The sequence below is a fragment of the Hyalangium versicolor genome (assembly GCF_020103695.1).
GTDB lineage: Bacteria > Myxococcota > Myxococcia > Myxococcales > Myxococcaceae > Hyalangium > Hyalangium versicolor.
Genome location: NZ_JAHXBF010000009.1, coordinates 1 through 19,228 on the forward strand (window position 1 = coordinate 1; position 19,228 = coordinate 19,228).

The window sequence follows — 19,228 nt, forward strand, 5'->3', positions numbered from 1 at the left end:
CAATAGGCGTCGACGTCAGCCGCGAGCAGATGGCCGCCCTTCACCTTGAGCGCTCCAACTTCCATGGTGAGTGGAATTACACCCTCCGGCCAAACTGAAACTTTATTTCTGCGCGGCTCCTTACCGACCTGCTGGAAGAGGGGGAGTGCCTTCTCGAGGAGGGCGCGCGCCTCGTCATGGCGGGAGCGCTCCAGGGCAATGTCCCCGAGGCTGCGGATACAGTTGGCCTCCCCGAGGAGGTTACCGACCTGCTGGTAGAGGGGGAGTGCCTTCTCGAAGAGAGCGCGCGCCTCGTCATGGAGGGAGCGCTGCAGGGCGATGGCTCCAAGGCTTTGGATGCAGTTGGATTCACGCTGTGGGTCCGCCAACTCATGAGCTAGAACCCGCGCTGCCTCAAGAAGCTTAGAAGAGGCGTATCCCGAAAATTGGATGAAACTGCCTAGGGAAATGGCAGCGTCGATCGCCTCCTGTGGATTGCTTTCCTTGAGGCTCGCTGTGACCAGTACCTCGATGTTGGAGACCTCTACCGTCAGGCGAGCTAGGGCGGCGGATCCGGTACGCGTGCCGACAGCGGTCCCCTCCTTACGCGCAAGCGCCAGGTAGAAATTCCTGGCTCGTCTCAGTCCCTCGGAGGGTGAGCCTGCCGAGGAGGCGATCTGCTCGCGAATCGGAGCCAGCATCCGAAGGCGCGAGCCCTCGAAGAACGCGAGCGCGACCTGGGACAAAACTCGTGCTGCGTCCGTGCCCTCACCTGGCAGGAGGAGTTCAAGATCGCTCTGGGCGATCCCTGCCGGGAGAGCAGCCAGCAGGGCCAGAAGTCTCTGAGCCGCGTCGGTCATGCGCGGGCCGATCATGGACAGCCGTACAGCGGCTCCAAGCAGTGACAGCCCTGGAAGAGAGCCGCGTTTCTCCTGCCACAGGGTCCATGTCAGCGATAGAGGCGCTCCCTGCGCCATCCGGGCCATGAGCGTGATAGCAAGTGGTAGCCCCTCCAACTCCCCGACGAGGCGCGCGAGCAGCGGGTCTTTTCGGTCGATGTCGTGGGCGATGGAGCAGAACAGGTCGAGGGCCGTGATCGGGTCCAACGGAGTCACGCGGAGCGGGCGGTCAGCGCGGGGAATATGGGGCGCTTCGTTGCCACGTACCGCGCAGACGATAGCAAGGTGCTCGATCCCTCGAAGCTCTCCGAGCAACCCCTCTGTTCCCGTGGCGTCCGAGTGCCAAGGAGTCTCCGCGTTATCGAGGACAAGCAACGCGGGTGCTTCCATCAAGTAGCGCATCACCGCCTGCCACAGGTCCGACTCCGAGGTGACGCCAAGCTGGTCCGCGATGGCGGACACCATCAACGCCAAGGAGGTCGCGCCATCCAGACGGACAAAGTATCGACGGATCCCATATCGCCGGGCGACTTCAAGGGCATGGAGCGCCTCGGTGGCCAGCGTGCTCTTGCCCACGCCAGGAGGGCCGAGGATCGCGGTCGGGCGCGGACTTTCGACGAGCAGCCTGGCAACGAGTTCCTTCACGAGCGCATCCCGGCCCAGACAGTCTCCACGCACGGGAAGTGACACCGGTCTCGCGGGGGGCTCGACAGGTCTGGAGTGAGCTGAAGGCTTGGATGTTCGTGAGCCGAAGTCGCGGTGGATCCAGATGGGTCTGCGCGTCTGATCGAGCGTCGCGAAGCCCTGCATCCGCTCCTTGATCCTCTCGTACAAGGGCTTGAACGACTTCCCCAGTGCGGGATCGGGACCGTGACGGACGACGATGTCGTGGAAGCGTTCCGTTTGCCCCGTGCTCAGGTACGCGACGTCGTACCCTCCGGAGAGCTGGGTGGCCGTGAACTTCCCGCTCTTGTAGGAAACGTCCTGCATGACCAGCCGCGAGGCGAGGAACCGGTTCAGGACGCAAGCTCCAGCGCTCAGGGGCGAGGGCTCCAGACCATTCAGCACCGCCGATGTATCACCGCGCAGCATCGCGCGAAGATGCTCGTCGAGCGACTTGGGCACGGGAAGGTGACGGTATTGCTGAAAAAGGGAACTGGGGAGGCGGTTGCTCCGGAGCTGTTCCTCGATGTCGAGAAGCGCGCGCTTCACCTCATCCAGCGAGGGCTCCGAGAGAAACTTCTGGACGATCTGCTCATGGCGGAAGTCCATGAAGCGGATGCGGAACAGATCCACCAACCCGCCGTCACCCGTGCCTGAGACGAGGTAGTGACGCTTGGAGTGGCTCTCGTTCTGCCAGCGGCGATCCAGGCCATCGTTCTCCCAGTAGGAGCAGAATGGGGCATCGGCCAGTCTTCGCTCGATGCCGAAGCCGACGGCCAGGATGACGGCGTCGAACGTGCCTTCGTCATACCCCGGGCAGTTCCACTGGAGGTGGACCTTGCCGCCGGAAGACGCAGGCGGCTGCACGCTCAGGACCTTGCAGTGAACCTCGATGCCGTACTGCTCCTGGATGGGCTTCCAGGCATCGAGGATCTGGGTGGCTACGGCGCCAGCCTCACCGGCGGTCCAGTCCAGGATGGGAAGACCTGCATGGTCGTCCTCGGAGGAGGGCTCGGGCCAGTCGTAGATGTGGGGGTGTACCCACCGCAGCCGGTTGTTCCTGAACAGCAGGAGCAGGTCGTCCTGCTTCTCCAAGAGGGTGACCTTGCAGCCTCGGACAGCCGCTCCTGCCGCCGCAGTCATCCCGGCTGCGCCGCCGCCCACGACGGCGAGGCGGCAGCCTTCTCGAAGCCGGTTCTCAGAGAAGAGCGCATGGATGAGGTTGAGCGCTCGAACCTGCTGGGAGTAGAGGGTGACCCGACGCTCGAAGCATCCGAGCACGAAGAGCCCCTGCTCACCGGGCACCTCCATCTGCTGGATGATCTCGCGTGGCGTCACCGGAACAGGACTCATTGCCCGCAGAACATACCCCGCTACGAGCACGCCAACCACAAGGCCTCGATGAAGAGGCACGGGCTATGGTGCGTTCGGGGCCGTGCTGAGGCGAAACGGTCCGAGGTCTTGCCCGGCTCTACTGCGAACCTGGAGGTAGCAGTTCCTCCGGCAGGCGCGTCGGGACGAACTTCAATCCCTTGAGCGCATCTATCACGATGAATGCCTGGTCAGCGATTTTGACCAGATCTCCATCCTTTGCGTTTCCGCTAACCAGCCACTTATCTGCCTCTTCTCTTGTCTCGAATGCTTGAGCAATGACCACAGGCCTGTAGGTGAAGAATCTCCGAAAGTATTCACGATAATCATCTAACTTCTGGATGTCGCGAACGTAAAGCAACGCTAGCGAGACAATTCGGAGTGCCTCGTCTTCCGGCGAACCTTGCGAGTACTTTGCTCCCACAGCTCCCACCGTCCTCATGACGGCGTCTATGTCGAAGTCTGAGTTATAAGCCATTGGCATGTCCGGCTAGAGCGCAAGAGGAACGAGAATCAGCGCGCCAGTGCCGCCTGTGGTGATGACGAAGGCGGTTCCGGCGATGATCACGACCATTCCGAGGGCCACTTCAGCCTTGTGGTTCCCAATCCAATCAATCGCTTCGCCGACGCGAGAGAACTTCAGCTCGTTCGCCTTCTTCTCCTTTTCCTCTTCGCATTCCATATACTTCTTGCGGCATTCTCTTGTGCAGTACTCATGAAACCACCCGTCCCGCTTTGTATACGGCCACGGCAGAGGGTTGGTATTCCAGCACTCATCAAAACACTGGATGTGCTCGTCATCGCAGTTTCGAAGGCCGGAACCGCCAGTCCCAAGGGAAGAGCCAACTCCCTGTGCGGTCTCAGAGATGACATAGATTCTGGGCTCTGGACGTTGCTGGTGGGCGCATCCGATACTGGCCAGCATCACAACAGTGATTAGAGCATTCCATCTCATCATTTGACTGGCCGGGACGTTCGATAATGGCCCATGAGTTCCGGCAGGGAGGCGGCGGGAATCGAACCCGCCGCCCACCTGGGCCGGGAGCTACTTCACCCGGCCTTCCTTCCAGGCCTGCAGGAGCTGCTCGTAGGGCACTGTCTCGCCCTTCGGCTTCTCGTTGGCCAGCTTCTGGTGCGGCGCCTTGTCCGCCGACAGCCACTCCTTCGGATCCTTCTCCGGGTTCAGCTTCGGCGGGCAGTTCTTCATGCCCGCGCGCTCCAGACGCGCCAGCACCTCATCCATCTCCTTCGCCAGCTTGTCCATCGCGCCCTGCGGCGTCTGCTCGCCCGTCACCGCCAGGCTCACGTTCTGCCACCAGAGCTGCGCCAGCTTCGGGTAGTCCGGCACGTTCGTCCCCGTCGGCGTCCACGCCACGCGCGCCGGGCTTCGGTAGAACTCCACCAGGCCGCCCAGCTTGTCAGCCACCTTCGTCACGTGCTCGCTGCGGATGTCCGAATCACGAATCGGCGTCAGCCCCACCAGGAACTTCTTCATCGACGTCGTCTTCGCCACCGTGAACTGCGCGTACAGCCACGCCATCTTCCGCCGCTCCAGCGGGGTGCTGTTCAGCATCGTCCACGAGCCCGTGTCCTGGTAGCCCAGCTTCGTGCCCTCCTGCCAGTAGGGCCCATGCGGCGACGGCGCCATGCGCCACTTCGGCGTCCCGTCCGCGTTCACCACCGGCAGCCCCGGCTTCGTCAGCGGCGCCACGAACGCCGTGTACCAGAAGATCTGCTGCGCCACGTTTCCCTGCCCCGGCACCGGCCCCGCCTCGGAGAACGTCATGCCCGAGGCCTCCGGCGGCGCGTACTTCTTCAGCCACTCGATGTACTTCGTCAGCGCGTACACCGCCGCAGGGCCGTTCGTCTCGCCACCGCGGGACACCGAGGCGCCCGCGGGGTTGCACCCCTCCACCCGGATGCCCCACTCGTCCACTGGCTTGCCGTTCGGCAGGCCCTTGTCACCCACGCCCGCCATGGACAGCCACGCGTCCGTGAAGCGCCAGCCGAGCGACGGATCCTTCTTGCCGTAGTCCATGTGGCCGTACACCTTGACGCCGTCGATCTCCTTCACGTCGTTCGTGAAGAAGTTCGCGATGTCCTCGTACGCGCTCCAGTTCACCGGCACACCCAGCTCGTACCCGTACTTCTTCTTGAACTTCTCCTTCAGGTCCGGCCGGCTGAACCAGTCCTGCCGGAACCAGTACAGGTTCGCGAACTGCTGGTCCGGAAGCTGGTACATCTTCCCGTCCGGCCCCGTCACGAAGCTCTTCGCCATGAAGTCATCCACGTCCAGCGTGGGCAACGTCACGTCCTTGCCCTCACCGGTCATGAAGTCCGACAGCGGCACCACGAACCCGTAGCGGAAGTGCGTCCCGATCAGGTCGCTGTCATTCACATACATGTCGTAGATGCTCTTGCCCGACTGCATCTGCGTCTGCAGCTTCTCGATGACGTCACCCTCTTGGATGAGGTCATGCTTCACCTTGATGCCGGTGATCTCCTCGAAGGCCTTGGCCAGCGTCTTCGACTCGTAGACGTGCGTGTCGATCGTCTCGGAGACGACGTTGATCGTCTGCCCGCGGTACGGCTTGGCGGCGTCCCGGAACCACTTCAGCTCCGCCAGTTGCTGCTCGCGCGTGAGCGTGGAGGGTTGAAACTCCGAGTCCACCCACTTCTCCGCCGCCTTCTCCAGCGCGGAGGTGTCCTCCGGAGCGGCGGCCTGCGGCTGCTGCGCCGTCTCCTGCTTCGGTGGCTCCTCCTTCGCCTCCTTCTTACAACCCGTGAACGAGACAGCCACGGCCACGGCCAGGGCGCTTCTCAGTATGTTCTTCAAGGCTACCCCCATCTTCCGATGACGAGCATGAACAGCAACGACACTCCTACGGCGATCCACTGCGAGGCTTCCGTCAGCCCCAACCACGCAAGGTTGATCCACGCACTGCCCATCAGCCCGAGGAACATCCGGTCTCCTCGAGTCGTGGGCATGGGCAGGAACCCACGCCGGGGCACCGACGGCGATACGATGCCCCACACGGTGTATGCGGCGATCAGCGCCGCGATGGCCCCGAAGAACAGGGCCGTCTGCGTCGTCCACGCCATCCACTGAAGGTCCATGGCGGCTCAGACCCTTCCCAGGGCGAAGCCCTTGGCGATGTAGTTGCGGACGAAATAAATGACGATGGCTCCCGGGACCAGCGTGATGACTCCCGCCGCCGCGAGCACGCCCCAGTCCATGCCCGCCGCGCTCACCGTGCGCGTCATCGTCGCGGCAATGGGCTTGGCATCCACCGACGTCAGCGTGCGCGCCAGCAGCAATTCCACCCACGAGAACATGAAGCAGAAGAACGCCGTCACTCCCACGCCCGAGCGCACCAGCGGCAGGAAGATGCGCAGGAAGAAGCGCGGGAAGCTGTAGCCGTCGATGTACGCCGTCTCGTCAATCTCTCGCGGCACCCCGGACATGAAGCCCTCGAGGATCCACACCGCCAGCGGCACCGTGAACAGCATGTGCGCCAGCGCCACCGCCCACGGCGTATCGAACAGGCCGATGCTCTGGTACAGCTGGAAGAACGGCAGCAGGAACACCGCGGGCGGAGCCATGCGGTTGCTCAGCAGCCAGAAGAACAGGTGCGTGTCCCCCAGGAACCGGTACCGGGAGAAGGCATACGCCGCGGGCAGCGCCAGCAACACCGACAGGACCGTGTTGATGCCCACGTACGTCAGCGAGTTGATGTACCCCTGATTCCAGTCCGGATCCGTGAAGATGATGGCGTAGTTGGCCAGCGTCGGGTGCTTGGGGAACAGCGTGAAGGCGCCGAGGATCTCCTCGTTCGTCTTCAGCGACATGCCCACCAGCCAGTACACGGGCACCAGGCTCAAGAGCAGGTAGATGGGGATGGCGAAGCGAGACGGTCTCATCGGGCCTCACTCCGTCCCGCGTGCGTCATCGCGGTGTAGAAGACGTAGCTGAACAGCAGCACCACCAGGAAGTAGATCAGCGAGAACGCCGCCGCGGGCCCCAGGTCGAACTGCCCCACCGCCAGCCGCGTCAGGTACTGGCTCAGGAACGTCGTCGCGTTGCCCGGCCCGCCTCCCGTCAGCACGAACGGCTCCGTGTAGATCATGAAGCTGTCCATGAAGCGCAGCAGCACGGCGATGGTCAGCACCCCGCGCAGCCTCGGCAGCTGGATGAAGCGGAACGTCGCCCACGCCGATGCGCCGTCGATGCGCGCCGCCTGGTAGAAGGGCTCGGGAATGGCTCGCAGCCCGGCGTAGCACAGCAGCGCCACCAGCGGCGTCCAGTGCCACACGTCCATCGCCAGCACCGTGAGCCACGCATCCAGCGCGTCCGCCGTGTAGTTGTAATCGAAGCCCAACTTGTTCACCGCCACGCCCAGCAGGCCGATGTCTCCGCGCGCGAAGATCTGCCAGATGGTGCCCACCACGTTCCAGGGGATGAGCAGCGGCAGCGCCAGCAGCACCAGACTCACCGAGGCGGCCCGACCCTTCATCGGCAGCACCAGCGCCAGCGCGATGCCCAACGGAATCTCGATGGCCAGCACCGCCAGCGAGTACCCCAGTTGCCGCCGCAGCGCCCCGTGCAGCTCCGAGTCCCTCAGCACCTTGCGGAACCACTCGGTTCCCACGAACACGTGCTGGTCCGGGCCCAGGATGTCCTGCACCGAGTAGTTCACCACCGTCATCAGCGGAATCACCGCGCTGAACGCCACCACCACCAGCACGGGAACCACCAGCAGCCAGGCGCGGTTGTTCGTGGGCTTGTCCATGTCCTCTCCCCTCCTCGCTCAGGAGACCGCGCGGCCACCTGCGTAGAGCGTCGTCCAGCGCGCCGGGAACTCCAGCCAACAGCTCTCGCCCGCCGACACCCGCTCCTCCTCCGGCAGCCGTACCTTCACCACCTGCTGCCCCAGCTTCGCCGTCGCGATCCGGTAGCGCCCCAGCTCCTCCACCTGCGTCACCTCGACCCGCACCGTGGAGGACATGCCCTCGCGCACCCGGCGCAGGAACTCCGGGCGGATGCCCAGCCGCAGCTCGCCTCCGTCCGCCTTCGCCTTCGCGCATACCTCCGGCGCCAGCGGGATGCGCTGCCCCTCCACCACCGCCGCCGCGTCCTCCAGCGTGCACGGCAGCAGGTTCATTCCTGGGCTGCCGATGAAGTAGCCCACGAAGGTGTGCGCCGGGCGCTCGAACAGCTCCTGCGGCGTCCCCGCCTGCACCACCCGGCCTTGGTTCATCACCACCACCTGGTCCGCCAGCGTCAACGCCTCCACTTGATCGTGCGTCACGTAGACCAGCGTCACCCTCAGGCTCTCGTGCACCTGCTTCAACTTGCGGCGCAGCAGCCACTTCACATGCGGATCGATCACCGTGAGCGGCTCGTCCAGCAGGATGGCCGCCACGTCCTTGCGCACCAGACCTCGTCCCAATGAGATGCGCTGCCGCATGTCGGCCGACAGCCCGCTGGCTCGCAGCTTCAGGTCTCCCGTCAGCTCCAGCAGCGCGGCCACTTCCTCCACCCGCGCCTGCGTCTCCGCTCGGCTCACGCCCCGGTTGCGCAGCGGGAAGGCCAGGTTCTCCGCCACCGTCATCGTGTCGTAGATGACTGGGAACTGGAACACCTGCGCGATGTTGCGCTCCTGGGGCGGCGCCGCTGTCACGTCCACCCCGTTGATGAGCACCTGCCCCACCGTGGGCCGCACCAGCCCCGAGATGATGTTCAACAGCGTCGTCTTCCCGCAGCCCGACGGCCCCAGCAGCGCGTACGCCCCGCCGTCCTGCCAGACGAGTTCCAGCGGATGTACCGCCCAGTCCTTCAGGGCCGCAGACGTCGGCGCGTAGGAGTGCGCCATGCCGCGCAGTTCAATGCGAGCCATGCGCCGCCTCCTGGGCCGTGGACTCGGGCGCCGCCACCAGCCGCCCCTCCGGGCTGAACGCGAACAGCCTCCTCGGTGAGGCGTAGAGGTCCAACTGCGTCCCAAACGGGTGCCGGTGGATGCCCTCCACCTGCGCCGTCAGTGAAAGCTTCCCATGCGTCGCGTGGATGAGCGTCTCCGAGCCACTGATCTCCTCCACCTCCACCCGCGCCGACAACTTCACGTCCGTGTCTGATGAGGGCGCGAGCTGCAGGTGGTGGGCTCGCAATCCCAGGCGGTATCGGCCGGGCGCCAACGTCCGCAGATGCCCGCTCAGCGGCAGCACCACCTCGGGCGAGAGCCGCGCCTCCGCTCCGGCCACCTCCACCTCCCACAGATTCATCTGCGGATCACTGAAGACCTGACCCACCCGCTCGGTGGCCGGTGCCTGATACACCTCCAGCGTCGGCCCCACCTGCAGGAGCCGCCCCTCGTGCAACACCGCCGTCCTCCCTCCCAACAGCAGCGCCTCCGTGGGCTCCGTGGTGGCGTACACGATGACCGCAGGCCGATCCTTGAAGATCTGCCGCATCTCCGTGCGCAGCTCCTCGCGCAGCTTGTAGTCCAGGTTGGCCAGCGGCTCGTCCAGCAGCAGCAGCGAGGCCTCCTTCACCAGCGCCCGAGCCATCGCCGTGCGCTGCTGCTGTCCTCCGCTCAGCTCCGCCGGCAGCCGGCCCAGATAGGGCTCCAGCCGCAACATCGCCGCCGTGTCTCGGACCCGCTTGTCGATCTCCTGTTTGCTCAGCTTGCCCGCCAGCCGCAGCGGCGAGGCGATGTTCTCGTAGACCGTCAGCGACGGGTAGTTCACGAACTGCTGGTAGACCATCGCCACGTTGCGGCGGCGCACATCCCAGCGCGTCACGTCCACGCCGTCGAACCGGATGGCTCCCGAGGTGGGCGTGTCCAGCCCCGCCATCAGCCGCAGGAGCGACGTCTTGCCCGCTCGCGTGCGCCCCAGCAGGATGTTGAACGAGCCCGGCTCGAGCCGGAGATGGATGTCCGCGAGGTGCATCTCCCCGCCGACGATCCGGCCCACCTTGTCGAGCTCGATGCCCTGGTTCAACCCCGCTCTCCTCGGTGAATTCGCGCGTTGGGGCGCCGAATCTAGGGGGAGCCTCGGGCCAGGGCCAGTTTTGAATCCCGACGTCCCAGGTCATGCCGCAGCGCGGCGTGGGGCCTGTTCCCCCGCCCCTCCGCTACCGGACGGCACCCCTGTCCCAGGGCAGGCAAGCGAACACTCTCCCCGAGCCGTAAGCGTGCGAAGTGAAGGAGTGCGCGTAGAGTGCGTGTCTCGACTCCACCCATGTCCTCACCCTCCCTCCTGTCCGTTCTGAAGAGTCCCCGTGTTTGGTTGATGCTGGCGCTGGGCTTCGCGTCCGGACTGCCGCTCTACCTGACGAGCAGCACGCTGGCGGCGTGGATGACCAACGAGGGCGTGTCGCTGAAGACCATTGGTGTCTTCTCCCTGGTGGGCACCTCCTACACCTTCAAGTTCGCTTGGGCCCCGCTGATGGACCGCTACTTCCCGCCCTTCCTGGGCCGGCGGCGCGGGTGGCTCGTGGTGACGCAGGGCCTGCTCATGGTGGCGCTCATCGCCATGGGCCAGGTCAACCCCAAGGAGAACCCCTTCCTCATGGCGGCCCTGGCGGCCCTGGTGGCTTTTTTCTCGGCCAGCCAGGACATCGTCGCGGATGCCTACCGCACGGACCTGCTCAGCGAGCAGGAGCGCGCCTTCGGTGTGTCCGTCTTCACCCTCGGCTACCGCGTGGGCATGGTGATTGCCCTGGCCGTGGCGCTCATCCTCTCGGACATCATCGGTTGGAAGTACACCTACGCGGCCATGGGCGGATTCCTCATCATCGGCATGGTGGCCGCGGTGCTCGGCCCCGAGCCCACCGCCGAGAGCCCTCCGAGCACCCTCGCCGATGCCGTCATCAAGCCCTTCCAGGAGTACTGGCGGCGCGGCTGGCCCGCCATCCTGGCGCTGCTGTTCATCGTCGCCTTCCGCGTCGGGGATGCGATCGCCTTCCGGATGTACACGCCCTTCGTCCTGAAGATGGGCTTCACCAACACCGAGTACGGCATCATCACCAAGCTGCCCGGCATGCTCGGTTCGATCAGCGGCGCGGTGGTGGGTGGACTGCTGGTGACGAAGATCGGCCTGAGGCGCAGCCTGTACCTCTTCGGCTCGGCGCAGGCGCTCACCAACCTGCTGTATCTGGCGCTGTACATGCACGGCAAGAATGACTTCTTCCTTGCCGGCACGGTGGCCACGGACAACTTCACCGGCGGCATGGGCGGCGCGGCCATCACCATCTTCATGACCGGGCTGTGCAACAAGAACTTCTCCGCCACCCAGTACGCGCTGATCTCCAGCCTCGCGGCGGTGCCCATGCAGGTGCTGGGCGCGGTCTCCGGGTACCTGGCCGAGGCCTTGGGGTGGACGAACTTCTACGTGTTCACCACCGTGGCCATGGCGCCCGCGCTGGTGATCCTCGCCTTCATCCCCAGGCACGTGGACCGGGACATCAAGCCCGAAGCCGTCACCGAGCACATCACCCGCCCGACGATTGCTCCCGAGGCCGCGGCGGAGCTGGCCGCGGCCGCCAAGAAGGGGGCGGGCTGAGTCCGGACAGGGTCGTGGGACAGGCGCCTTCCCTGTTGCCTGTCCGAAGCGCGGCGGGAAGACTGCTGCTCCGAACGCCGCACCTTCCCGCCCCAGGAGCCTGCCCATGTCTTCTTCTTCCAAGCCCGTCATCGGCATCATCGGCGGCAGCGGCCTCTATCAGATCGATGGCCTGACGGATGTCTCCTGGCGCAAGGTGTCATCGCCCTTCGGTGAGCCCTCGGACGAGCTGTGCTTCGGCACGCTCGAGGGGCAGCCGGTGGTGTTCCTCCCCCGCCACGGCCGCGGCCATCGCATCTCTCCCACCGAGCTCAACTTCCGCGCCAACATCGATGCGCTCAAGCGCAGCGGCGTCACCGACATCCTCTCCCTGTCCGCCGTGGGCAGCCTGCGCGAGGACCTGCCCCCAGGCTCCTTCGTCGTCGTGGATCAGTTCATCGACCGCACGTTCGCCCGGCAGAAGAGCTTCTTTGGTACCGGGTGCGTGGCCCACGTCTCCATGGCTCACCCCGTGTGCACGCGCATCGGTGATGCGGTCATGGACGCCAACCAGGGCCAGGACATCTCCGTGCGCCGCGGCGGCACGTACCTCGTCATGGAGGGGCCTCAGTTCTCCACCCTCGCTGAGAGTGAGTTGTACCGAAGCTGGAAGTGCGACGTCATCGGCATGACCAACATGCCCGAGGCCAAGCTCGCCCGAGAGGCGGAGATCTGCTACGCGACGGTGGCCATGGTCACGGACTTCGACTGCTGGCATCCGGGCCATGACGCCGTCACCGTGGAGCAGGTCATCTCCGTGCTCCTGGCCAATGCCGGCAAGGCGCGCGCCCTCATCAAGCGCGTGGTTCCCCTGCTGGGCGGACACCAGGGCCCTTGCAAGCACGGCTGCCAGACGTGCCTGGACACCGCCCTGATCACCGCTCCCGAGGCGAGGGATCCAGCCGTCATGCAGCGCCTGGAGGCCGTAGCGGGACGGGTGCTCAAGCGCTGAACGTGCCGGGTACTTGCATCCGCTCGCTCGGGGCGAATAAAGCAGCGGGCGTTAAGGAGACTCATGCCCACTGCCTTCACTCGAGTACTAGGGAGCGGTTTCGTTGTCGGGGAGCACTGCGTCAAGAACGAGACGCTCTCGAAGATCTGTGACACCTCGGACGAATGGATCCGCGAGCGCACCGGTATCGAGCAGCGCTACTTCGTCGAGGAGGGAGTTACCACGAGTGATCTCGGTGTTCGGGCGGCGCGCAAGGCGCTCGAGGACGCGAAGGTGGCTCCCGAGGAGATTGACTACATCGTCTTTGCCACGATGACCCCGGACTACTACTTCCCGGGCTGTGGCGGCCTGCTCCAGACCAAGCTGGGCCTGAGCAACGTGCCGGCGCTGGACATCCGCCAGCAGTGCAGCGGGTTCATCTATGGCCTGCAGGTGTGTGACGCACTGCTCCGTGCCGGGGTGGCCAAGCGCATCCTGTTCGTGGGCGCGGAGGTTCACACCGGGTTCATGCCCTGGTCCAAGCAGGCGTTCGACCTGATCACCGGCAAGGCGGAGGGCGTGCTGCCGAAGGAGGAGCACGACTTCAACACGAAGTTCCGGGACCGGACGTCGCTGTTCGGCGACGCGGCGGGAGCGCTGGTGCTGGGCCCCACGGACAACCCGGAGCGGGGGTTGTTGGGCTTCGTGCTGCACTCGGATGGGAGCAAGGCGGAGAGCCTCTACGTGGCGTCCGCGGGCTTCGCATACCGCCCGTACGTGGGTGGGGACACGCACATCCGCGAGGCGCGCTACGTGCCGGCGATGGATGGACGCACGGTGTACAAGATGGCCGTGTCGAAGATGCCCGAGGCCGTGCACGAGGTCTGCCAGAAGGTCGGCGTCACGGTGGAGGAGATCAACATGCTGATCGCCCACCAGGCCAACCTGCGCATCAACGAGGCGGTGCAGAAGTCGCTGAAGCTGCCGGACGAGCGCGTGTACAACAACATCCAGCGCTACGGGAACACGACCGCGGCGACGATCCCCATTGCCTATGACGAGTGCCGCAAGAGCGGCAAGGTGAAGGTCGGAGACCTGGTGTGCTTCGTGGGCCTGGGCGCCGGGTTCCACTGGGGCGCCGCGCTGATGCGGGAGTAGGCTCCCTGCGCGTGACCCGTGGCTTCCAGCAGTGGCTGTTGCTCATGCTCCTGGCGGCTTGGGGGTGTTCTCCCCCCAAGCCGATTCCGGGAGTGGTGCGTCCCGGCCCTGGTGAGCCCTATCTGGAAAAGCTCCCAGGTCCAATGCCGGGCTTCGGGCCATTCGACTCCTATTCGGACGCTCTGATGGCGGCCTGCCCGTTGATCCTCTCCAAGCCCAACGCCACTGCTGGCCGCATCGACAGCCAGGACTTCCAACTGCGTTGGCGAATCTCCAGCGAATACTGCGCCTGGCTGTATTACACGCCGGACGACAAATACGAGATGAGCCTGCTGACGGATCAGTCCAGGCCGACCAATGGGACGATGAAGACGTGCGTCCTTCCACCGTTTGTCGACGATCCGCGGTACTCACCGAGCGACATCAAGTACATCTTCTCGCTACACAACCACCCCTACGCAGACAGACTGTCTCCAAACGATATCCAGAGCATCATCTCCTACGGGAATCTCCACGGATTTGAGGTCGAAACGAGGAGCAGGAAGGTGCACCTGGCGGTCGTCGCGTTCTTCTCGAACTCAAACGACTTCGAACATCCCACGTGCGATGGCTTCTTTGAGTACATCCCATTGACAGGAGAGCTGCTCAAGTGGGCTCCCGTCCACGGCCAGTGGAAGCCCAAACAGATAGGGACAGTCGACTGGATCGACGCCACAAACTATGAAATCCACTGGGAATAAGGTGTGCCAGTCATTCATACGCTCGAGGACTCCCTCCCTTCAGAAGGCGACCCAGGGGATTCTTGTGCTCGCGTGTCTCGCCTCAAGCTGCATGCGCAATTCCTCCGCAGTCTCCGTAGGAGATGATCGGTCGATCAGGTTCCCGGATTTTCATGATCAGGCGGCCATTCTGGTAGGTGCGACGGGAGGCCCCTATCAACTGGATGGAGTCACATTGCGCGCGATCGTGATCGCCGCCAATGACTTCATGCCCCGCCATTCCGAGGAACAGCACTGCTTGTTCCGCCAGGAGTCACAGTTCTATCGAGTCATCCGCCAGGGCGATGTGATCTTCGTGAACATCTCCTACAACCCTGCTGCCTGCGATACGAACCTCTTCGAGCTGGATGGCGGCGCGAGGTACGCCATCAGTACCGACGGCCGGATCCTTCGGCGACTGGTTGGAATCGAGCCAGACGGTTTCCCTCGGGAGGAGCCGCACGGCGAGAGCATCGTCGTTCCGAACTCCATGGTGGGTTCCTCCCTGGCCGAGCCGAACCTGGACGCGCTCCCTCCCTATATCCGGCGCAAGCTGCAGGATGCAGGCACGGGTTCCACGGCCCCCGGGTCATCCCCGGCCCCCTCCACCGCTTTCGATGGGGGAGTGCTTGCTTCGGATGGCGGGCTGCCGGAAGTGCTCCGCGATGGTGGCACCTGAGCAGCGCTCCCCGCGCTTATCGGGCATGATGACGGCCCGGAGGAAGCAATGAAGGTTCATGGCCAGCCGATGCGGACCATCTGGGTCGAGCCCGATGGCTGGTCCGTGGGCATCATCGATCAGACGCGCCTGCCCCACACCTTCGTGACGCTGCGGCTCACGACCATGGAGGAGGTGGCTCATGCCATCCGCTCCATGCAGCTCCGCGGTGCTCCGCTCATTGGTGCCGCTGCCGCCTATGGCGTGTGCCTGGCCCTCCGCCGAGATGCTTCGGATGAAGCACTGGAGCAGGCCTGCTCGGTGCTCGGCGCGACTCGTCCCACGGCCATCAACCTGCGATGGGCGTTGGAGGAGATGCGCCGCTCGCTCCGGCCTCTTGCTCCTTCCGAGCGCGTCGCCACGGCCTACCAGCGTGCCGCTGCCATCTGTGATGAGGATGTCGCCATCAACCGTGGCATCGGCTCGAACGGGCTGCCACTCATCCAGGTTGCCTGGGAGCGCAAGGGCAAGCAGGGCCGCGTCAACATCCTCACCCACTGCAACGCAGGGTGGCTCGCCACCGTGGACTGGGGCACCGCGCTCGCTCCCATCTACCTGGCTCACGAAGCGGGCATCCCCGTGCATGTCTGGGCCGATGAGACACGGCCTCGCAACCAAGGGGCCAGCCTCACCGCCTGGGAGCTGGGACAGCACGGCGTGCCTCACACCGTCATCGCCGACAACGTCGGTGGCCACCTCATGCAGCACGGCGAGGTGGACCTGTGCATCGTCGGCACCGACCGCACCACGGCTCGCGGCGACGTGGCGAACAAGATCGGCACCTACTTGAAGGCGCTCGCCGCCAAGGACAATGGCGTGCCCTTCTATGTGGCACTGCCCTCACCCACCATCGACTGGACGCTCGAGGATGGCGTGCGAGACATCCCCATCGAACAGCGGGATGGCGCTGAACTCACCGATATCAGCGGGCGTCTGCCCTCGGGTGACGTGGTCACCGTGCGCATCACTCCTCCCGGCAGTCCCGCGGCCAACTATGGCTTCGATGTGACTCCAGCCCGCCTCGTGACGGCGCTCGTGACCGAGCGAGGCGTGTGCGCCGCTTCTCCCGAGGGCCTGCTGTCGCTCTTTCCAGAGCGCCTCCGAGGAACTGGAACGTGAGCCCGCTGCCGCACCTGCAGCAGCGAGAAGCGCTCATCGCCACCGCTCGGCAACTGAATCCCTCCGGCCTCAATCAGGGCACGTCCGGCAACCTCAGTCTCCGCGTGGAGAACGGCTTCTTCATCAGCCCCACCGGAATGGACTACGACGCGCTGCGACCCGAGGACATCGTCTTCATGCGCTTCGATGGGAGTAGCGAGGGCCCCCGGCTCCCCTCCTCCGAGTGGCGCTTCCACCGGGACATCTTCGCGGTCCGGCCTGAAGTCCACGCTGTGCTTCACACGCACTCCCTGCACAGCACGGCGCTCGCGTGTCTGCGCCGTGGCATCCCCGCCTTCCACTACATGGTGGCCAAGGCTGGCGGCAGCGACATCCGCTGTGCGCCCTACGCCACCTTTGGCACCGAGGAACTGTCCCGCCTCGCCGTGGCCGCGCTCGATGGACGCAAGGCGTGCCTCCTGGCCAATCACGGGTTGATCACCGTGGGCGCGGATCTCGCGGCTGCCCTCAAGCTGGCTGTGGAAGTGGAGACACTCGCCGCCATGTATCTGCGAGCACTCCCAGCGGGCGAGCCCGTGCTGCTCGATGACGCGGAGATGGCCGTGGTGCTGGAGAAGTTCCGAACCTACGGACAGCAATCTCAGTAGGACTCGGCGCTTCTGCCAGCACTACCGGACGGAACCGGTTCTCGGGCAGACTTCGAATCCTACGGACCGCAGAAGAGATGAGGGGGCTGCAGCCGATGACTTCCCATGTGCATCGTACGCAACGTGGTACTCGCGAGTTTCTGCCCTCGAGGCCCCGCCTCGGGCTCCTGGCGCTGATGTGTGGCCTCACACTCGCCCTGACCGCTTGTAAAGACGATTCCCCACACTCGCGAGAGCCGGACAGCGGAACTCTTGCCCCTGACTCGGGCACCTCCGACGCCGGACCTGATGGCGGCTCCACCCCTCGAACCGACGGGGGAGACATCACCCCAGATGTTGGAAACGATGGCGGTGCGAACTCTCAGGACGGTGGCAATCACGACGGCGGTAATCCCGACTTCGATGCAGGAATCGATGGAGGCACGAACTCCACCGCCGATGCCGGCAGTGACGGTGGAACCGATGGCGGACCTCCCACCCAGGCTTGTGGTGACCTCATTGAAGACAATGTGCTCGCGCGCTGGTCCGCCTGGGCCGAGGGCAACGCCACGACGAACCTCAGCACCCTCGGACAGCCCGAGGATGTCATCCGCGGCAACACCTCCCTGCGCGCCGTCACCCAGGCTCCCTTCGACTTCGCCCTGCGCTACTCGCCGCCCAGCGGCTCCATGGATGTCTCCAGCGCCGCGCAGATCCGCTTCGCCATTCGCGGCCTCAACACCACCCCCTACGGCTGGCAAGGCAACTTCCCCGTCGTCGTCCTCCAGGACTCCAGCGGCAAGCGCCGCACCTTCACTCCCAGCCGTCAGCTCCTTGGCAGAGACGGCTCCACCTGGGTCCCCATCTCCATTCCCCTCGCTGGTGATTCCACCTGGGCCCTCTCGGGCAACCCGGTGGACCTCAGCACCATCTCCCTCGTCGAGATTCACGCCGATACCTGGGACTCCGGCTTCACCCTCGATGTCGATGCGCTGAGCTTCGAACAGGCCCAGACCGTCTGCGCCCTCCAGTGCCCCAACGCCTGCAGTGGCCACGGCACCTGTGATGCCTCCATCCTCGCCTGTGAATGCAACCTCGGCTACGGAGGCTCCGCTTGCTCCACCTGCGCTCCCGGCTTCGTCTCGCAGAACGGCTCGTGCGTGCTCCCCAATGACGCCAACCACTCCGAGTGGCCCAATGCCACCAGCAAGGCCAACAGCGACACCTGGCTCATGGTCCACCACGCCCAGATTCAAACCTTCAAGCCCAAGGTGCTGGCGCTCAACTTCGTCAACAAGAGCAACCCCACCCAGATCTCCCAGCTCATCTCCCAGCTCATCAGCGCCTTCGCCGAGGGCTCCAAGGTCCAGGGCATCAAGAATCCCTCCGCTCCCGCCCAGCTCCAGTACCAGCTCGCCAAGCCCATCCTCGACCTGAGAGATGGCGTCAACGGCCGCCCAGCTCCGCCCGCCAACTACCCCTACGAGAACAGCACCCTCTTCCCCCGCCGCCCCGCCAACGAATCCGGCTCGTGGAGTTTCGACTACGCCACCCTCTTCGAGCAGGGCTTCGCCCAGTACTATGGCTACACCGACCCGGCCAACCCCAGCCGCTACCTCACCCTCTGCGAGCTCGTCGACCGCGGAGACATCCACGAACTGTGGGTCATCGGCTCGGGCGATGTGCCGGACGTCAGCGCCGCGGAGGTACTCGAATCCAAGCCTCGCTACACCCGCACCGGCAACCGCATCCCCAACGCCGTGGAGCGCTGCGCGGGCAATGGCTGCTTCGACTCGGATGTGCCCTTCTGCGGCCGCAGCCTCCGCGTCGGCTTCGTCAACTACAACCGCGGCCCCGGCTGCTATGTGCACTCGGAAGGCCACGGCCTCGAGTGGACCTCCAACAGCCACGCCGTGCCCGCCCTCACCGAGTGGTTCACCCCGTTCACCCGGTTCGATCTGGACACCCGCTACGGCCTGCCCTTCTCCGAGTGGTACGGGATGAGCTGCGCCACCGAGCCGTGTCTCAGCTTCCCCTCCGCCACCAGCGCCCGCGTCGTCCACCAGGGCTCCACCTACAACGTGAACCCCTATGACGCAGCCTGCGGCAGCGTGCACTTCCCGCCCAACGGCACCCAGCACTACGACTACGCCAACGCCACCTCCGTGCGCACCTCGTGCACCGGCTTCGGCCGCCACCAGGGCTCGGGCGGCACCGATGCCACCGGGCTCGTCAACAAGGACACCTGGGCCCCCTACCTGAGCCTCGCTCCCGACTGCGGCGGCGAGTTCCTCGTCTGGTGGTTCCAGAACATGCCCGGCTACAACTCCGGGCAGACCTACTCCGACGGGCGGCCCATGCCCTCCGTCTGGCCCTTCCTCTTCTACTGACCGCGCACCCGGCCT

General features: G+C 65.1%; 16 protein-coding genes and 1 pseudogene. 8 read left to right on the forward strand and 9 right to left on the reverse strand.

The window, feature by feature from the left end; genetic code table 11:
* Positions 1–188: 188 nt before the first annotated feature.
* From KY501_RS19565 to KY501_RS19610, 9 genes and pseudogenes are all read right to left on the reverse strand, one after another.
* Positions 189–2,894: pseudogene (locus KY501_RS19565) on the reverse strand (FAD-dependent oxidoreductase); the annotation flags it as partial.
* 118 nt (positions 2,895–3,012) lie between these two features.
* The gene (locus KY501_RS19575; RefSeq protein WP_309242975.1) at positions 3,013–3,396 is read right to left on the reverse strand and encodes a hypothetical protein; all 384 of its coding nucleotides are present in this window, start codon (positions 3,394–3,396) and stop codon (positions 3,013–3,015) included.
* Between the two features lie 6 nt (positions 3,397–3,402).
* Positions 3,403–3,594 carry a hypothetical protein gene (locus tag KY501_RS19580; protein ID WP_224364724.1) on the reverse strand — a complete coding sequence of 64 codons (192 nt, stop codon included), beginning with the start codon at positions 3,592–3,594 and terminating at the stop codon, positions 3,403–3,405.
* 363 nt (positions 3,595–3,957) lie between these two features.
* Complete coding sequence (locus tag KY501_RS19585) at positions 3,958–5,748, reverse strand: ABC transporter substrate-binding protein (RefSeq protein WP_224364725.1); 1,791 nt, start codon at positions 5,746–5,748, stop codon at positions 3,958–3,960.
* Positions 5,749–5,750: 2 nt separating this feature from the next.
* A complete protein-coding gene (locus KY501_RS19590; protein WP_224364726.1) occupies positions 5,751–6,029 on the reverse strand; it encodes a DUF2160 domain-containing protein in 279 nt (92 codons plus the stop codon).
* A gap of 6 nt (positions 6,030–6,035) precedes the next feature.
* The gene (locus KY501_RS19595) at positions 6,036–6,833 is read right to left on the reverse strand and encodes a carbohydrate ABC transporter permease (RefSeq protein ID WP_224364727.1); all 798 of its coding nucleotides are present in this window, start codon (positions 6,831–6,833) and stop codon (positions 6,036–6,038) included.
* Complete coding sequence (locus tag KY501_RS19600; protein ID WP_224364728.1) at positions 6,830–7,702, reverse strand: carbohydrate ABC transporter permease; 873 nt, start codon at positions 7,700–7,702, stop codon at positions 6,830–6,832. Before KY501_RS19600 ends, KY501_RS19595 begins: the two co-directional genes overlap by 4 nt.
* An 18-nt stretch (positions 7,703–7,720) precedes the next feature.
* Entirely contained in the window at positions 7,721–8,809 is a 1,089-nt protein-coding gene (locus KY501_RS19605) for an ABC transporter ATP-binding protein (protein WP_224364729.1), read from the reverse strand.
* Positions 8,796–9,911, reverse strand: coding sequence for an ABC transporter ATP-binding protein (locus KY501_RS19610; protein ID WP_224364730.1), 1,116 nt, complete (start codon positions 9,909–9,911; stop codon positions 8,796–8,798). Before KY501_RS19610 ends, KY501_RS19605 begins: the two co-directional genes overlap by 14 nt.
* A 240-nt stretch (positions 9,912–10,151) precedes the next feature.
* Between KY501_RS19610 and KY501_RS19615 the strand changes: the two genes are divergently transcribed.
* The 8 genes from KY501_RS19615 to KY501_RS19650 all read left to right on the forward strand — a co-directional run bounded on the left by KY501_RS19615 (position 10,152) and on the right by KY501_RS19650 (position 19,213).
* Positions 10,152–11,474 carry an AmpG family muropeptide MFS transporter gene (locus KY501_RS19615; RefSeq protein WP_224364731.1) on the forward strand — a complete coding sequence of 441 codons (1,323 nt, stop codon included), beginning with the start codon at positions 10,152–10,154 and terminating at the stop codon, positions 11,472–11,474.
* 106 nt (positions 11,475–11,580) lie between these two features.
* Positions 11,581–12,465 carry an S-methyl-5'-thioadenosine phosphorylase gene (locus tag KY501_RS19620; protein ID WP_224364732.1) on the forward strand — a complete coding sequence of 295 codons (885 nt, stop codon included), beginning with the start codon at positions 11,581–11,583 and terminating at the stop codon, positions 12,463–12,465.
* Between the two features lie 63 nt (positions 12,466–12,528).
* A complete protein-coding gene (locus tag KY501_RS19625; RefSeq protein ID WP_224364733.1) occupies positions 12,529–13,602 on the forward strand; it encodes a 3-oxoacyl-ACP synthase III family protein in 1,074 nt (357 codons plus the stop codon).
* 11 nt (positions 13,603–13,613) lie between these two features.
* Complete coding sequence (locus tag KY501_RS19630; RefSeq protein WP_224364734.1) at positions 13,614–14,342, forward strand: hypothetical protein; 729 nt, start codon at positions 13,614–13,616, stop codon at positions 14,340–14,342.
* Between the two features lie 214 nt (positions 14,343–14,556).
* Entirely contained in the window at positions 14,557–15,039 is a 483-nt protein-coding gene (locus KY501_RS19635; protein WP_224364735.1) for a hypothetical protein, read from the forward strand.
* A 48-nt stretch (positions 15,040–15,087) separates the two neighbouring features.
* Positions 15,088–16,197: an S-methyl-5-thioribose-1-phosphate isomerase gene (gene mtnA / locus KY501_RS19640; protein ID WP_224364736.1), complete on the forward strand. Its 1,110-nt coding sequence runs from the start codon at positions 15,088–15,090 to the stop codon at positions 16,195–16,197.
* Positions 16,194–16,844, forward strand: coding sequence for a class II aldolase/adducin family protein (locus tag KY501_RS19645; protein WP_309242976.1), 651 nt, complete (start codon positions 16,194–16,196; stop codon positions 16,842–16,844). Before mtnA ends, KY501_RS19645 begins: the two co-directional genes overlap by 4 nt.
* 509 nt (positions 16,845–17,353) lie before the next feature.
* Positions 17,354–19,213, forward strand: coding sequence for a calcium-binding EGF-like domain-containing protein (locus tag KY501_RS19650; protein WP_224364737.1), 1,860 nt, complete (start codon positions 17,354–17,356; stop codon positions 19,211–19,213).
* Positions 19,214–19,228: the final 15 nt, after the last annotated feature.

Excerpts from the sequence above, each read along its gene's own strand:
- KY501_RS19575 (WP_309242975.1), bottom strand. The coding sequence starts at position 3,396 with ATGCCAATGGCTTATAACTCAGACTTCGACATAGACGCCGTCATGAGG.
- KY501_RS19580 (WP_224364724.1), bottom strand. The coding sequence starts at position 3,594 with ATGGAATGCGAAGAGGAAAAGGAGAAGAAGGCGAACGAGCTGAAGTTC.
- KY501_RS19590 (WP_224364726.1), bottom strand. The coding sequence starts at position 6,029 with ATGGACCTTCAGTGGATGGCGTGGACGACGCAGACGGCCCTGTTCTTC.
- KY501_RS19595 (WP_224364727.1), bottom strand. The coding sequence starts at position 6,833 with ATGAGACCGTCTCGCTTCGCCATCCCCATCTACCTGCTCTTGAGCCTG.
- KY501_RS19600 (WP_224364728.1), bottom strand. The coding sequence starts at position 7,702 with ATGGACAAGCCCACGAACAACCGCGCCTGGCTGCTGGTGGTTCCCGTG.
- KY501_RS19605 (WP_224364729.1), bottom strand. The coding sequence starts at position 8,809 with ATGGCTCGCATTGAACTGCGCGGCATGGCGCACTCCTACGCGCCGACG.
- KY501_RS19615 (WP_224364731.1), top strand. The coding sequence starts at position 10,152 with ATGTCCTCACCCTCCCTCCTGTCCGTTCTGAAGAGTCCCCGTGTTTGG.
- KY501_RS19620 (WP_224364732.1), top strand. The coding sequence starts at position 11,581 with ATGTCTTCTTCTTCCAAGCCCGTCATCGGCATCATCGGCGGCAGCGGC.
- KY501_RS19625 (WP_224364733.1), top strand. The coding sequence starts at position 12,529 with ATGCCCACTGCCTTCACTCGAGTACTAGGGAGCGGTTTCGTTGTCGGG.
- mtnA (WP_224364736.1), top strand. The coding sequence starts at position 15,088 with ATGAAGGTTCATGGCCAGCCGATGCGGACCATCTGGGTCGAGCCCGAT.